General features: G+C 42.9%; 13 protein-coding genes. 9 read left to right on the top strand and 4 right to left on the bottom strand.

Annotated features, from left to right (window positions below; translation table 11 throughout):
* The first annotated feature begins 165 nt into the window (after window positions 1–165).
* The gene (mltG, locus tag ACP69U_RS04010; protein ID WP_426137881.1) at window positions 166–1,458 is read left to right on the top strand and encodes an endolytic transglycosylase MltG; all 1,293 of its coding nucleotides are present in this window, start codon (window positions 166–168) and stop codon (window positions 1,456–1,458) included.
* Between the two features lie 106 nt (window positions 1,459–1,564).
* Complete coding sequence (gene tmk / locus ACP69U_RS04005; RefSeq protein ID WP_426137880.1) at window positions 1,565–2,305, top strand: dTMP kinase; 741 nt, start codon at window positions 1,565–1,567, stop codon at window positions 2,303–2,305.
* Between the two features lie 150 nt (window positions 2,306–2,455).
* Here the strand turns inward: tmk and ACP69U_RS04000 are convergent, their stop codons facing one another.
* Complete coding sequence (locus ACP69U_RS04000; RefSeq protein WP_426137879.1) at window positions 2,456–4,843, bottom strand: cation:proton antiporter; 2,388 nt, start codon at window positions 4,841–4,843, stop codon at window positions 2,456–2,458.
* A gap of 972 nt (window positions 4,844–5,815) precedes the next feature.
* On the opposite strand from ACP69U_RS04000, the gene ACP69U_RS03995 reads away from it, so the two are divergent.
* The 7 genes from ACP69U_RS03995 to ACP69U_RS03965 all read left to right on the top strand — a co-directional run bounded on the left by ACP69U_RS03995 (window position 5,816) and on the right by ACP69U_RS03965 (window position 12,370).
* A complete protein-coding gene (locus tag ACP69U_RS03995) occupies window positions 5,816–7,180 on the top strand; it encodes a Do family serine endopeptidase (RefSeq protein WP_372859934.1) in 1,365 nt (454 codons plus the stop codon).
* Between the two features lie 259 nt (window positions 7,181–7,439).
* A complete protein-coding gene (locus tag ACP69U_RS03990) occupies window positions 7,440–8,648 on the top strand; it encodes a hypothetical protein (protein WP_198330898.1) in 1,209 nt (402 codons plus the stop codon).
* Window positions 8,649–9,086: 438 nt separating this feature from the next.
* A complete protein-coding gene (gene dapA / locus ACP69U_RS03985; RefSeq protein WP_060490249.1) occupies window positions 9,087–9,992 on the top strand; it encodes a 4-hydroxy-tetrahydrodipicolinate synthase in 906 nt (301 codons plus the stop codon).
* 35 nt (window positions 9,993–10,027) lie between these two features.
* Window positions 10,028–10,342 carry a hypothetical protein gene (locus tag ACP69U_RS03980; protein WP_227685480.1) on the top strand — a complete coding sequence of 105 codons (315 nt, stop codon included), beginning with the start codon at window positions 10,028–10,030 and terminating at the stop codon, window positions 10,340–10,342.
* A 130-nt stretch (window positions 10,343–10,472) separates the two neighbouring features.
* On the top strand, window positions 10,473–11,186 hold the full coding sequence (purC, locus tag ACP69U_RS03975; RefSeq protein WP_198330896.1) for a phosphoribosylaminoimidazolesuccinocarboxamide synthase: 714 nt from the start codon (window positions 10,473–10,475) through the stop codon (window positions 11,184–11,186).
* Window positions 11,187–11,351: 165 nt separating this feature from the next.
* Window positions 11,352–12,005: a DNA-3-methyladenine glycosylase gene (locus ACP69U_RS03970; protein ID WP_426137878.1), complete on the top strand. Its 654-nt coding sequence runs from the start codon at window positions 11,352–11,354 to the stop codon at window positions 12,003–12,005.
* 53 nt (window positions 12,006–12,058) lie between these two features.
* Complete coding sequence (locus ACP69U_RS03965) at window positions 12,059–12,370, top strand: YqfO family protein (RefSeq protein ID WP_238035622.1); 312 nt, start codon at window positions 12,059–12,061, stop codon at window positions 12,368–12,370.
* A 9-nt stretch (window positions 12,371–12,379) separates the two neighbouring features.
* Here the strand turns inward: ACP69U_RS03965 and ACP69U_RS03960 are convergent, their stop codons facing one another.
* From ACP69U_RS03960 to ACP69U_RS03950, 3 genes are all read right to left on the bottom strand, one after another.
* Window positions 12,380–12,742 carry a hypothetical protein gene (locus ACP69U_RS03960; protein ID WP_426137877.1) on the bottom strand — a complete coding sequence of 121 codons (363 nt, stop codon included), beginning with the start codon at window positions 12,740–12,742 and terminating at the stop codon, window positions 12,380–12,382.
* 295 nt (window positions 12,743–13,037) lie between these two features.
* A complete protein-coding gene (locus tag ACP69U_RS03955; protein ID WP_426137876.1) occupies window positions 13,038–13,700 on the bottom strand; it encodes a PepSY domain-containing protein in 663 nt (220 codons plus the stop codon).
* 758 nt (window positions 13,701–14,458) lie between these two features.
* Complete coding sequence (locus ACP69U_RS03950) at window positions 14,459–14,662, bottom strand: CsbD family protein (protein ID WP_045443240.1); 204 nt, start codon at window positions 14,660–14,662, stop codon at window positions 14,459–14,461.
* Window positions 14,663–14,879 lie beyond the last annotated feature (217 nt).

The following is a 14,879-nucleotide window of genomic DNA, read 5'->3' as shown; positions in this document are numbered from 1 at the left end:
CCAGTTTTCTTTATTAGAGAAAAGGAAAAATACCAAAAGAAGGTAGAAATATTAGCCCATATCAGCAGGCGTAAATACCAAGATAATTGATAAGCTAAGCAAATACCATTGAAAATCGCACGGTTCAGTGCTAAATTCTAGCAAACTTCTGCCTCGCGAGTTGCCATGAGCAAGCCTACATCTGAAACGCCTCCTGAACGTCCTAATGAAACACCATCGAATAAACCAGATAGCAGTGTTGAGGAGCGTGTCGATACCACACCACCGGACACGCAACCAGCAGTCGATGGGATAGAGGAAACGCCAGCGACAGATGTGTCACTCATCAGTGGAGCGGCTAAGCCACGCGAATATAAAGCGGATAATCAATCGTTCTTTATGCAGCGTGGTTATCAAGTGTTGCTAGTGTTGGGGCTTATCGCTGCGTTTTTCTTAGTGATGGTCTATCAGACATTGTTTGGGCGGATTGAGCAGCCAAAGCAAATGGTCACCATTGAGCAGGGTCAGAGCTATTATGGCTTACTGCCGCAGTGGCAACAGCAAATCCCGCTGTTTTCTGCCACGATTGCCAAGCTCTATATGAAAACACAAGTCGATGGCCCCTTGCATGCTGGTATTTATCAATTACCAGAAAACCCTACCTTTGCTGAAACGCTACATATACTTGGGCAAGGGGTAAAAGCATCAATGGTAAAAGTGCAAATCATCGAAGGCAAAACCTCTAAAGATTTATATCAAACATTAAGGGACAATAAAGGCATCAAAAAAGAGGTGCTGACTGACGATAGTGGCAATGATAGAGACAATGCTGGTATTGCTCAAGCGTTGGATTTGGTCGGTATATTGCCAAATGAAGTGATCAATAGTAGCGATCCTATCGTCAATCACAATCTTGAAGGTTGGTTTGCCCCTGACACTTATTATTATGGGGAAGGTAGCACTGATAAGCAGGTACTGACCGATTTATATAAGCGTCAACAGCAAGTATTGACTGAAGCGTGGGAAAATCGTGCGCCCAATTTACCTTATAAGACGCCTTATGAGGCGTTAGTGATGGCCTCTATTATCGAAAAAGAAACCAGTGTGGCAGAAGAGCGTCCTTTGGTCTCTGCGGTGTTTAGAAATCGCTTAGATAAAGGCATGCGAATGCAGACCGATCCGACCATCATCTATGGTATGGGCAGTCGCTATGAAGGCAACATTCGCCGTAAAGACATTGATGAAAAAACGGCTTATAACACCTATCAAATTGATGGCCTACCGCCAACACCTATCGCGCTACCATCTGCTGCCTCTATCGAAGCGACCTTGCACCCAGCAGATAGTGACGCATTGTACTTTGTAGCGACAGGTAATGGCGGGCACAAATTTACCAATAGCTTGGCGGCGCACAATCAAGCGGTAAAAGAATATCTCGGCGTCATGCGTGAGAAAAAATCACAAACCCCGCCGCAGTAATTCAATCCTCTATCTTTTCTCAAAACCTATCGTGAACTGAGCGTTATGCAACTGTCTACATAACGACATAACGACATAACGCTCATCAATGACATAAGGTCATATCATGTCAGTATCTATACAAGACCATGTATCTCAAACAGTCCAGTCGCAAGCAAAGCAGCTCAAAACAAGTCAGCCCAAAACAAGCAATGACATCAATGATATCGCACTCAATCAAGGGCGCTTTATCAGTTTTGAAGGTACTGAGGGCGTAGGCAAAACGACTGCCATTGAGCAGCTGTGCACACGCTTAGACGATAACAATATTGCGTATCTGCGTACCCGTGAGCCGGGTGGTAGCCCGTTTGCAGAACGTTTGCGCGCTATATTATTGGACCCTGCGACCGACATCAATGATGATACAGAGCTATTGCTACTATTTGCGGCGCGCTGCGATCATATGCAGCAAGTGATTCTGCCAGCGCTACAACGTGGGACGTGGGTAATATGCGATCGTTTTACCGATTCTACTATTGCTTATCAAGGCTTTGGGCGCGCACATGGCGATGCGGTGGTACGAGCCAAAATTGAATCGCTTATTGAGCAGTTTGTGCCGCAACTACCTGAGCTGACATTGTGGCTGGATTTGCCCGTATTAGAAGGCATGGCACGCGCTAATAAGCGTAGCGCCGCTGATAGATTTGAGCAGCAAGCGACCGAGTTTTTTACTTGGGTGCATAAAGGCTTTAACACGCTGGCGACTCAGCACCCCGAACGGATACAGCGCATTGACGCATCAGGCACAGCCGATGAGGTGAGCGCGCGAGTATGGCAGGCGGTACAAGGCAGATTTGATGTTTCGTAACGGATTTTATAAAGCCATCACCTAGCCAAATAAAAAGCCCCAACATTGCGTTGGGGCTTTTGTGATTTATAAACTATGATATTTTATAAAGTATTAAAACAGTCATCAAGGTATTGTCAAAACTTTGTTAAATCAAAGCTGTGGCAAGAATTATTTATCCTGTTTATTCACAGCTTTATTATCTGAAATTTCTTGAATATTGCCTTTGTTAATATTGTCTTTAGTGATATCGCCTTTAGTAATATCGCCATCAGAGCTTGCATTGGTTGTATTATCTTGACCAGAGTCGGGTAGACGATTTGGATCAAGCGCGCCCTTCTTAGTTTTAGGTGCGTTGCCATTACCATTCGTACTACTATTGTTAGACACCTTATTTTTAGGCATTGCCTTCGAAGTCGCTGTCGAGTTGGCTGACATGACGCCTTTATTAACGACGTCAATAGACTTATCTTTTGACGTTATTACTTTGTCATTCAAGGTGTCTGGCGTGGTTTTAGTTCCAGCACTGCTGCTTGAATGGTTTGATACCTCAGTATCTGCATTTTGCTCAGCGACTCTCTGCTCAGTGATTTTCTGCTCAGCAATTATTTCTTTAGCGCTGTCGCTATCAGTGGCAGTGGATTGTTCTGTTGCATCAACATTATCATCGCTCAGCTCTTTTTCTTTACGCTTTTCAGGTGCTTTTGAGCTGGACTCAAAGTTAGCATCAGCTGCCAGTCGCGCCTGCTCTTGTTTAGGTGTCACGTCGACAGGTTTTGGCTGTACTTCATCTTCCACTACCAGTGAGATGAGCTTGCGATCGCGTGGCACGATGCCATCAAACTTATCGGTAATGACGTGTAGCTTGCCTTCTTTGTCGATTGTATACAGCGGCACGAATTGCTTATTGTCGGCTTTGTATTGCTCAAAGCTGTAGCTGTCAGTGATGTTGGTAATCTTGATACGGGCTTTTTTCGACAGCATACTGGCAAGCTTGGTATAAGTGACATCTTTGCCAAACAGCCACTGCGAGTGGAAGTTGCCTTGCTTATCATCGCGCTCGCTTTTGACCTTTTCGTCGCTGAACTTGAGACGGTACAATTTGCGCTCACCAAATTCATGACGATAATGAATCTCAGACAAGGTATTCATCTCTTTGTCCATACTCATGGCAAACAGCCGACCGATACCGATCAGGTCAAGATGATGATCGGCATGATCAGAGATAGGATTGCCAAAATAAGTACGCAGACCACTCATGCGTGCGCGGGCAATATTGGTATAGTTGTTGTGTGCGACGATGACATCAAAGCCCTGATCTTTTAGAGAAGTTGCTACCAAAAGGGCAATGGGATTTGAGCCGACGATAAGAATGCCATTGGTCTCAGGCTCACGGACACCCAGCAAGTTGCCGACTATTTTTGCCCCCAAGCCCTGAATCATAACCGTGCCAATAATGACCATAAATACTAAGGGCACAAGCAGCTCAACACCTTGGATATCATACTCTTGCAGACGAATAGCAAACAGTGATGAGATAGCTGCAGCGACGATACCACGTGGCCCAATCCAACTGATCATCAGCTTTTCATTGGTCTTTAAGTTTGAGCCAATAGACGATGCCCAAACGGATAAGGGTCGCGCCACAAACATGACGATAGCAAGTAACACCAGACCTGCGAAACCAACGCTAAGTAAGCTTTCCAGCTCTACACGTGCTGCAAGGATAATAAACAGCACAGAGATAAGAAGGATGGTTAAAGATTCATTAAACTCTAAAATCGTATCGCGTGGGAATTTTGGCCAATTCGCCAATGCTACGCCCAATACGGTGACTGTCAATAGCCCAGACTCATGCTCTAAATGGTTCGATACTGAAAATAACACCAAGACAAAGGCGAGCGTAAAGACATTGCGTAAAAATTCAGGAATCATATGCCGACGCATCAAGAAGGCAAGCAGCCAAGCGCCTGCCATACCCATCGCTGTCGCTAATACCACGATTTTGGCAAACAATAAGATACTGCTGGCTTCGCCGCCTGAGATGATGTATTCATAGACCAAAACCACGGCAATAGCACCGATTGGGTCAATGATGATACCTTCCCATTTGAGGATATTAGAGATGGTCTTATTGGGACGCACACTACGTAATAGCGGCATAATCACCGTTGGACCCGTGACGCACACGAGCGCACCGAACAGCAAAGCAATCAGTGGATCGACATCGAATAAGAGATAAGTCGATAACGCAACGATAGCAATGGTGATAAGTACACCGACCGACACCAGCATTTGCACCACGGTGCCATGCTGTTTAATCTCGTCAAACTCTAACGTCAGCGAGCCTTCAAATAGGATAATCGCCACGCCCAAAGAGATGAAGGGGAACATCAGCTCCCCCAGCACCAAGTCAGGATCGAAGACTCCCAGCACTGGGCCCACGATAATGCCAATCAGTAATAAAAATAAAATGGACGGTTGCTTTAAATACCAAGCCAACCATTGGGCAGCAATGCCAATCCCAACCACGCCAGATAATAATAGGGCGGTATCCATAAATTGATCCTTTTATAATCTTGTCGTATTTTATAGCTATCAACCGCTTTTTTAGAGTCGCGGCTGCCAGTAGTATAGTAATAAGTTGACGCTACTCGCTATAGAGACACATCTCTATAAAACGTAAGCGACGACAATGGTATCCATCATGAATCACAACATGAGCCAGATATGATATAACTACTATAGAGTAGTAAAGACAAAAGCATTGCTAGAAAAAATCGTCAATCTCATATAAATCGTATATGGCATCACGCTTGCTCAGTCTATTATTGATAGTACTGTCACGCGACTTTTTTTATCCATTTATCTTGAATTGACCATCGCATTATTCTAGTGATGCAAAAGATGAAAAATAAGGGTGATAATAGCCAGCTTTATAAAACAATAGTCAATAATGATTATTTATAGACTTTAGTTTGCTTAAATATTTATTTGGCTTGCTATCATAACATGCTTTTATTTCATGCTGAGCAAGGCCGTATCTAGCACGATATCAGTAGGCAGCGGTAAAAATATACAATAACTGAGTCAAATAATCGCGCCTTGGGTTATCCTACATGATCGGAATAATGACAAAATAGCACGATGACTTATCATACAGTAGCCGTCTTTATCATGCACCTAGCGAGGATTATCATTGTTTTGGGGTGTTTATATAAGGAAAGGTGAATGGTCGATGGCATAAGGGTATAAAAAACAGTAATCTAATAAACGACTAGATGGCGACTAAAAAGGTTGGCCGCCATAACATTCAGTGCCGATGCAACGTTTGTCATATACGGACTTGGTTAAAATTAAAACATCGTATACACGTCACTAGCGATAGTAGCCTAAACATAACCATTAAAAATAACAACGATTACTTATATGGAGGACAACATGCCTATCAATACGCTTACATCGCAATCTAAGTTTTATGTGCCGCATTGGTTAAAACGTAGTGCGCTGGTGCTTGCTGTCAGTACCTCGATGGTTGCTGGCGTCACTGCCACCGCCATGGCGAGCGCTCAAGCTGTCGTCACCACGGCGGATTTTTCTGAATTAGTACAGCAAGTTACCCCAGCCGTTGCCCGCGTAAATGTCACCAAGACCGTCAGCGAGGCTGAGCTTGCCCAAGCCCAAACAGCCGAATTGTTGCGGCAGTTCTTTGGTGATCGTTTACGTATTCCTGATCAGGCTGCCACGCCAGCAATTGAGCATGCTTATGGCACGGCCTTTTTTGTCACCGCCGATGGTTATATGCTAACCAACCATCATGTGGTGGAGGGCGCTGATAAAATCACTGTTACTCTTAACGATAGAACGGAGCTTGATGCAACCTTGGTTGGTAGTGATGAGCGCTCTGATGTGGCTGTACTAAAAGTCTCGGGCAACCAATTTCCCGCTTTGCCTATCGGCGACTCAAATGCTCTGAAAGTAGGGGAACCAGTGCTAGCCATTGGTTCGCCATTTGGTTTTGATTACTCAGCATCGGCGGGCATTGTCAGTGCTAAATCACGCAGTTTTTCACGCGATACCAGCGTGCCATTTATCCAAACAGACGTGGCATTGAACCCTGGTAACTCAGGCGGTCCACTATTTAATCAGCGCGGTGAAGTGATTGGTATTAATTCGCGTATCTTTAGTGGTACAGGTGGTTACATGGGTCTGTCGTTTTCCATTCCGATTGATGCGGCGATGGATATTTACGAGCAGCTAAAAACCGATGGCGAAGTGGTACGTGCTTATTTAGGTATTTATCCGCAAGACATCGATCGCAATTTAGCAGAAGCTTATAACCTAGATCGTCCTCAAGGTGCACTACTGACAAGAGTATCACCAGACTCACCTGCACAAAAAGCTGGTCTAAAACCTGGCGATATCATTTTGCAATATAATGAAGTGCAAATTATGCGCGCCTCAGATTTATTAAACTTGCTCAATCGTGCCAAACCGAGCGATAGCTTCCGCGCACAGATTCAGCGTAACGGTAAGCAGATGACCATCAGCGGCAAACTCACTTATGCGCCCAATGATGTGAGAGCACAAGGCGGCGATCAGCAGAATGATGAGGTGCAGTTAGGCTTGCGTTTACGTAACTTGACCGCTGATGAGCAAGCAGAAATCGCAGTGGATAATAAGACGGGCATTTTGGTTACCACAGTTGACCCAACGGGATTGGCGGCGCGCTCAGGTCTATTGGCAGGTGATGTGATTACCAATTTCCACCAAAAGCCAATTAAAAAGGTCACGGATTTTTCAAGCGCCATCTCATCATTGCCCAAAAAAGGCGTAGTGACCATTGAAATTATCCGCCAAGGTATTCCCGCGATTATTGGTTTACGTATTGAGTAAGCCTTGATAGCTTAGTAGGGGTAATGGGTAATGGGTGTTCGGGGCAGCAATTGAGCATGGCATAACAGACGCGTCAATAATTCTACTTGTCTATGATAGAGCTCGACCCCTATAATGGCTGATTTTTTTACCCATGATTCAAAAAGCTCCAACACTGTCACTAACTTATTCATTGAGCGATTTATTTATCGCTCTATACGTTCTAATATAGGGTAAGCCAGTTGCTAGGCTCATACCCTTCCGTAACCATCAGGTAATTATGACTGACCATGCTCTTTATATCCTAAGTATCTCTACGACAGCAGTATTGCTTGCGTATATTGTACTGTGGTCAGGATTACAAACGTTCAATGCCAATCCTACCAAACGTTTTATGCGTATTTGGTTGAAGTTGGCACTATATTATGCTGCCTATACTATGCCCGTTTGGGCTTTGCTGTTGGTGATAGGTTGGTCGCAAGAAATGTTGCCGATACTGCCGCAGCTATCACTGACACTCGTGCTAGTGGCCGTATTTGCAATGGGGTTCTATTTTTATACCGTGGTGATACAACCCAATCGTTTACGTTTAGATCATCATGCAATCGACTTAGATTTATCCACACCGCTGACGGTTGCCGTATTGGCTGATTTACGCATAGGCTTGTATAGCGGCAAGCCGCGTCATATTCGTAAACTGGTTGCTACCATCAATGCGTTACCAGCAGATGCGGTGCTGATTACAGGCGACTGGTTATATTATCCAAGTGCTGATTTAGTGGGTCAGCTCATGTTGTTTAAAGGGGTTAATAAGCCTATTTATACAGTGATGAGTACCTCAGACTTGCGTTATCAATCGATTAATACGACTAAGCAAGGACAGCCGTTATTAGAAGATACGTTGTCCAGTGCCTTTGATGTGCTTGATATCAGCTATATTGGTCAACAGTGTACCTCGCTGCCACTTAAATGTACTAGGGCTACTAATGCGCTTCCAGTAATGCCCAGTGCGAGTTATTCTAAAAATAATAAAGAGGGTTTTAGACAGCAAAATTTGGAAAATAGCCCAACCGTCGCCGTGCTTTGCGGCTGGCAAGATGTTCCTAAACAGTTTGCTGATATTGAAGAGGCAAATGCGTCTGATAAAGCCGCGCTTGGTGCTGAAATTGCTAATACCACGAAGCCCGTCATCATCTTGGCTTCACGATTTGATAGTATTAGCGATTTGCCAAAATCCTTACAGCCACGACCACTATTGATTACTGGTGCAGCAAAGGCGATTCAAAAAAATATATGGTTGGCACAAAAACAAAAAAATATCGCACGTAGTAGCGAGCAGTCAACCCTGTTGAATAATAGCCGCATGGGTAAGCAGCGGGGTTTATACCAACATGGCAGTGCGCAGATATTTGTCAGTAGCGGTATTGGTACACGAGGGTTGCCTTTTCGCTTGTATCGCCCCACTATCGATGTGTTGACGATTCGTTAACATGACTCAAAAGACTTATCAGCGCTGATTCATTGCGCTAAACTGAGAGTTGAATAATAAGGCTGTTGGTTTGTAGGTTGTAACGGCATGTCAGCAATTCAATTGATTGAACGTTAATTGATTGATAGCGGTCAAATCAAAATATGCTACACTAGCAGGCGTTTTTATTATTCTATTTTTAGTATTAAATAAGCGTTGTCGGTCATTGGCAAAAATAAGGCCAAGACGATTTTTAGCATCTATATTGCGAACGCTTTTATCATAGAAAAAGATTGATCATAAAAAATACTCAGCATTAATATCAAGCAAGATATTGCCAATGGCGCCTATGAATGTACACAATATGAGTACAGGCGTAGACGTAATCATTGACACTTGCCAACGACCTATCATGTGACAGCTTTGAAAAAAGCTAGGATAATACAGTAAGGCACGGTTATGAGCACAGCATACGACGAGATCAAAACCCGACTACAAGGCTCAATGGTAGCCTTGGTAACGCCCATGCATCCTGACGGCACGGTCGATTATAAACGTCTGGCGGATCTCATAGATTGGCAGATTGAGCAAGGCACACATTGCCTCGTTGCCGTTGGTACTACTGGCGAGTCAGCGACCCTATCTATGCAAGAGCACAGCGATGTTATTCGCTACTTTGTTCAGCATGTCAAAGGTCGTGTACCAGTGATTGCTGGCACAGGTGCCAATAATACGATGGAAGCCATTAAGCTGACCCAAGATGCTGCCGACGCTGGTGCAGATTGTGCGCTATTGGTTGCGCCTTATTATAACAAGCCGCCACAAGAAGGCTTATACCAACATTATAAGGCTATCGCGCGCGCGGTGAATATCCCGCAGATGCTTTATAATGTGCCAGGACGTACGGTCGTTGATATTGCACAAGAGACCGTAGAACGTCTGGCTGATATCGATAATATCGTTGCGATTAAAGATGCCACAGGCTCTATCGCTCGCGGTGAGCAATTGATCAAAGCAGTGGGCGATAGAATCGTCGTGCTCTCTGGCGATGACGGTACGGCGCTTGATTTGATGCAATTCGGTGGTAAAGGTAATATCTCAGTCACTGCCAACGTCGCCCCAAAAGCGATGAGCGAGACTTTTACAGCGGCGCTTCGTGGTGATTTTGATGCGGCTCATAAAGTCCATGATGTGGTCAAGCATTTACACCGTGACTTATTTATTGAGTCAAGTCCTATCCCAGCAAAATATGCGCTTCATAAAATGGGCATGATAGATACTGGTATTCGTCTGCCTTTGGTATGGTTGGCTGAACAACATCATGCCACTATTGATGAAGCCTTGGTGCGTGCGAACTTATTATAAAATGATGCGTGTAAATGCTAACTCAGAGAGATAATATGATGAAAACATCATCACCGACTGCAAAAATATTTCCTGCGCTGCTGACCTTAATATTGGGAAGCACCTTAGTATTGAGCGGTTGCCAAAGTGCTAAAAACTTACTTGGTAAGCGTGACAATGGTAGCTTAGAATATCAGCAAAGCAAGAAGCTTGTGCCAATAGAGCTGCCTGCTAACAAAGAACCAGCGCCTTTTGTACCTTTGTACGCAACTCCTAATGCTGGTGCAAATACGCTGAAATTACAGAACGAATCAGGTAATCAGTACCAGCTACCGAAGCCTGAGCGCGCTGTCAGTAGTCCTTCGAATTAAAGCTATTCCCTTATTTATACCGCTGACATTTTACAGTGATTAATGTAAATATTATTCATTCTGTCATACAAAAATCAGCGGTCGCTGCGCGTTTTTACCACATAAGCTTGAACGAACAGGAACTCCCATAATGCAAAAGCAACAACTGCTGTATAAAGGCAAAGCCAAATCTGTCTATGAAACTGAAGATAATGATCTTTTGATTCTACATTTCCGTGATGATACTTCAGCGCTTGATGGTAAGCGTATTGAACAGTTAGCACGCAAAGGTGTCGTTAATAATCGTTTTAATGCATTCATCATGCAAAAGCTGGCTGATGCTGGTATCGAAACGCATTTTGAAAAGCAATTGTCTGAAGATGAAGTATTGGTCAAGCGTTTAGAGATGATTCCAGTTGAGTGCGTGGTTCGTAACTTTGCTGCTGGCAGCTTGGTTCGTCGTTTGGGCTTAGAAGAAGGGCAAGCATTGACGCCGCCTACTTATGAATTGTTTTATAAAGATGATGCACTGGGTGATCCAATGGTCAATGAGTCACTTGCTGTGTCTCTTGGCTGGGCAACCGAAGCACAACTGGCAAGAATGGAAGAGTTGACTCATCAAGTAAATGAAGTGTTAAAGGCGTTATTTGAAGCAGGTGATTTGATACTAGTTGATTTCAAACTAGAATTTGGTGTGTTCCATGACCGTATCGTCTTAGGGGATGAGTTTTCACCAGATGGCTGCCGTATTTGGGATAAGACGACTAAGAAGAAGCTGGATAAAGACCGCTTCCGTCAATCATTAGGCGATGTCATTGAAGCTTATGAAGAAGTGGCTAGACGTATTGGTGTGCCATTAAGCTAGATGTTTGATTGGCACTGCATTGCAGATCAATCTTTAGCGTAAAAAAAACTGAGCCATGTGCTCAGTTTTTTTATGCAAAAAATTACTGAAACCTTATACAATTTGCACGACTTGTGAGATTACTGTTCTTATAATAAAGATACATACAAAAATAAGGCTTATGGTATGCCGTCTTCAAAACCATCTACTACTGACACTGAGCCTACTATTTTAGCGCCATCATGGTTCACTCGACCAACCTGTGTGGTCGCTGCTGACTTAATAGGTAAAGTGCTGTGTAGAAAGCTGTTAGATACGGATGGCACGACTAAAATATTGCGTATGCGCATCTCAGAAACCGAAGCTTACATCGGTGCGTGCGATCCCGCTTGTCACTCACATGCTGGCAGCCGAACGCCGCGCACTGAAATCATGTATGAGCAAGGTGGCGTTTTTTATGTGTATTTGACTTATGGTGTCCATCATATGCTCAATTTAATCAGCGGTGCTATCGACTCCCCTGAGTCGGTGCTGATACGCGCGGGGTTTTTAGCAAAAGATAGTGACCGCCTACGAGATGAGCAATTATTGAGCTTAGATCAACAACTGATTCATCCCAAGCAATTTGCTGGTCCTGGTAAGCTGACCAATCGTTTACAAATCGACCGTGACTTGTATGGCAAATTTATTCATCCAGCATCAGCCGTTTGGATAGAAGAAGACGGTTGCAATCCGCCAGTATCGCTGCGTCCACGGATTGGCATTGATTATGCGGGCGAGGCAAAAGAGTGGTTATTACGCTACATTTGGACGGACCATCCTTCGTTATCCAAAAAATAGTAAGATTGATAGTTGATGGCTGTTTTTCTAAATCGACTGGAAGGAAGTAATACATGTATAAACTGACGGTTTTTATTCCAGATACAGCATTAGAGCAGGTAAAGTCCGCTTTATTTTCGGCGGGCGCTGGGACGATTGGCAATTATGAACAGTGCTGTTGGCAAGTGCAAGGGACAGGGCAATTTAGACCACTGGCAGGCAGTAATCCAAATATTGGAGCACATGATCGACTGGAAACCGTTGAGGAATGGCGAGTAGAAATGGTAGTGGCTGATGCTGATATTAAAGAGGTCGTCGAGGCGTTAAAGCAGGCGCATCCTTATGAAACGCCTGCCTATGATGTGATTGAGGTATTAGACTTTTAGGGTTAGCTATCAGTCCTCTTTGATCTTAATCACGTTATAACTCGGATAGCCAAGCTCGATTTTGTAATCTTCACTGCCGCGTTTGGCTTTTACTTTTATTTTACTGTCACCTTTTTTGTATTTGACTCGATAACCCATATTGCTGACTTTATTCGCAGCCCTTTGTTCGATAGCAGGCTGATAAAGCTCTTTATCAATGGAGTTGATGGTCTTCTTGTGCTTTTTGTAGACCTTACTGTCTTTATAAATGTCTTCGTAAAGGTCGCCGTAAGCATTATAACCAGGTGCGGTGACACAGCCAGTCGTTATCGTCAGCAACACTGCAATCATACTAGTGTTAGTAGTGGTTTTTAATAAAGTATGGTGGTTCATCAAATCCTCTTATGATGTCAAAGATGTTTTTGCGTCTCTTATAAAAAAGGGTCAAATAAACCAAGGGCTGGCTTATTTGACCAAAGGCATCAAGTAATCAATGATGCCAAAACTTTATTTAATAGCTTTATTTCACTAATTTCATCTTTAGCGCACTTAGATATAGTCGATTCAATATAATTTAGATTCAAGGAAGGCAAGCGAAAATACTATAAATAGCAGACTAAGCGAGCCTGATACCGTATCTGATTTATATAGGATTGACTATAACTATCAATTGAATGGAGGACATGCCCTAGTCTTTTTCAATCTTAATCACATTTAAATTTGGGTAACCAAGTCGTATTTCATATTCTTGCGAGCCGCGCTTGGCTTCAATCTCGAACACGCCGCGTCCGTTCTTTTCTTCCAACTCAATGTCGTTGACCCGATAGCCCATGCCTTGTATTTTATTGATTGCACGTTGCTTAATTGCTGGATAACGCGAGTCTCTTTTAATGCTATCTTCGATATCCTCATTTTTATAGTGCTTATTATTCTTATGCTTGCCATTATTTTTATATTTGTCTTTGTTGTAATGGTCTTTGTCATATCTATCGTCTTGCCAAACATTAGACCAAGCTTTTTTATTTGAGCTAATAAGTTTTAGATCAGGATACGTGTATTTTAGCTCGTATGCTTGGTTGTTCTTTTTGGCATAAGCGGTCATTATGCGGTTGCCACGGTAGTTATCGGATTTGATATCCATAACCTGATAGCCTTTACGGCGCAGATCAGCGCGTAGCTTTTGACTAATACGGTTGTAGTCAGCGTTACCATAATCATCATTACCACCATATACTGGGTAATTATCATACCCTGGACCGACGACGGCACACCCAACTGTAGTGCCTAATAATGCAACCGTAAGACCAGTAGATATAATGGTCTTAAATGAGAAAGGCTTTAGAATTTTCATGATCCAATATCCTATAATATTTTTAAATTACCCGTCGCATCATTGCTGGTGATAGCCGAGCACGTACGCACTCTATAAATTTTTCATATAATCGTATTCATAACTTACTGGCAAATTAATTATTACCATCGTCATTACCATTATGTGCTTTGAAATATTTTCTTACATTATCTATCATAATGGACAAAGCTTGATGATTAGTGTCTTTTGCGTTAATAAGTTGTAATCAGGGTAACGAATATGAATCATGTAAGCATATGCTTACACGTAATGACGCTTACGCGACTTAACATCAGGTTAGGAATTAGGCATTATAGTCACACAGCATTAGGGAATGTGACTCAAGGATTGAGTTGACCGCATTAAGGATAATGATTCACTTATTAGCATCAGGATGATAATGATAAGTGGAGTAAGGACACATACCCTTTGCTGCTATCAGTAGTTAATGCTGGTAGTTGTAGTAAAAAGGGCAGGATGCCCAGTATCACAATATGCTGAATATTATGCAAGGATGCATGGGAAACAGTGGTGATAGGTAACATGGATAGTTAACAATAAAACCGCATAACAGTTAATTGCTATGCGGTTTTATCGTGTCTGGACTTTGAGTTTTATCTCTTAAAATTATGTGATATAAATCAAGTTAGTGATAAGTCCAGCATAAAAAAACCGCATTAGAAACTAATACGGTTTTTGTTTAAATAATCTGCTTATAAAATTTTTATCTTCATGCTTCTTACAAGCATGATTATCTACTAGTATTTATGTTCAGTACGCCATGCGTCTACTTCACGTTCAGCATCATCTTTGCTATGACCATAACGTTCTTGAACTTTTCCGACCAATTTATCACGGCTACCTTCAACGTGTAATAAATCATCATCAGTAAGATCAGCCCATTTTTGCTTTACTGAGCCTTTTATTTGGTTCCATTCACCTTTTAGAGTATGTTCGTTCATTTTTATGTTCCTTCTTTTATTATAAAGTTGGTTATTGAGACAATTATTCCATCTGTCTTTAATCGACATTTTACTCAGCTGCTATCAGTACTTATGAATCAGCTAACTGGTGATATCTAATATAAGTGCTCACCATCGCCATGTCTGTATATGCAATGTTGAGAGTGTTGCTCCATTATTGAAATCTGCACAGCTATGTTATGCAGCGTCCATTTGT

This window comes from Psychrobacter sp. TWR1-1-1, assembly GCF_049895865.1.
GTDB lineage: Bacteria > Pseudomonadota > Gammaproteobacteria > Pseudomonadales > Moraxellaceae > Psychrobacter > Psychrobacter immobilis_A.
Note: the sequence above shows the minus strand (reverse complement) of the source record. Positions and strands in the feature narration are given on the sequence as shown.

What these genes read in the sequence shown, in the direction of transcription:
- mltG (WP_426137881.1), top strand. Translation starts at nt 166, where the DNA reads ATGAGCAAGCCTACATCTGAAACGCCTCCTGAACGTCCTAATGAAACA.
- tmk (WP_426137880.1), top strand. Translation starts at nt 1,565, where the DNA reads ATGTCAGTATCTATACAAGACCATGTATCTCAAACAGTCCAGTCGCAA.
- ACP69U_RS04000 (WP_426137879.1), bottom strand. Translation starts at nt 4,843, where the DNA reads ATGGATACCGCCCTATTATTATCTGGCGTGGTTGGGATTGGCATTGCT.
- ACP69U_RS03995 (WP_372859934.1), top strand. Translation starts at nt 5,816, where the DNA reads ATGGTTGCTGGCGTCACTGCCACCGCCATGGCGAGCGCTCAAGCTGTC.
- ACP69U_RS03990 (WP_198330898.1), top strand. Translation starts at nt 7,440, where the DNA reads ATGACTGACCATGCTCTTTATATCCTAAGTATCTCTACGACAGCAGTA.
- dapA (WP_060490249.1), top strand. Translation starts at nt 9,087, where the DNA reads ATGAGCACAGCATACGACGAGATCAAAACCCGACTACAAGGCTCAATG.
- ACP69U_RS03980 (WP_227685480.1), top strand. Translation starts at nt 10,028, where the DNA reads ATGATGAAAACATCATCACCGACTGCAAAAATATTTCCTGCGCTGCTG.
- purC (WP_198330896.1), top strand. Translation starts at nt 10,473, where the DNA reads ATGCAAAAGCAACAACTGCTGTATAAAGGCAAAGCCAAATCTGTCTAT.
- ACP69U_RS03970 (WP_426137878.1), top strand. Translation starts at nt 11,352, where the DNA reads ATGCCGTCTTCAAAACCATCTACTACTGACACTGAGCCTACTATTTTA.
- ACP69U_RS03965 (WP_238035622.1), top strand. Translation starts at nt 12,059, where the DNA reads ATGTATAAACTGACGGTTTTTATTCCAGATACAGCATTAGAGCAGGTA.
- ACP69U_RS03960 (WP_426137877.1), bottom strand. Translation starts at nt 12,742, where the DNA reads ATGAACCACCATACTTTATTAAAAACCACTACTAACACTAGTATGATT.
- ACP69U_RS03955 (WP_426137876.1), bottom strand. Translation starts at nt 13,700, where the DNA reads ATGAAAATTCTAAAGCCTTTCTCATTTAAGACCATTATATCTACTGGT.
- ACP69U_RS03950 (WP_045443240.1), bottom strand. Translation starts at nt 14,662, where the DNA reads ATGAACGAACATACTCTAAAAGGTGAATGGAACCAAATAAAAGGCTCA.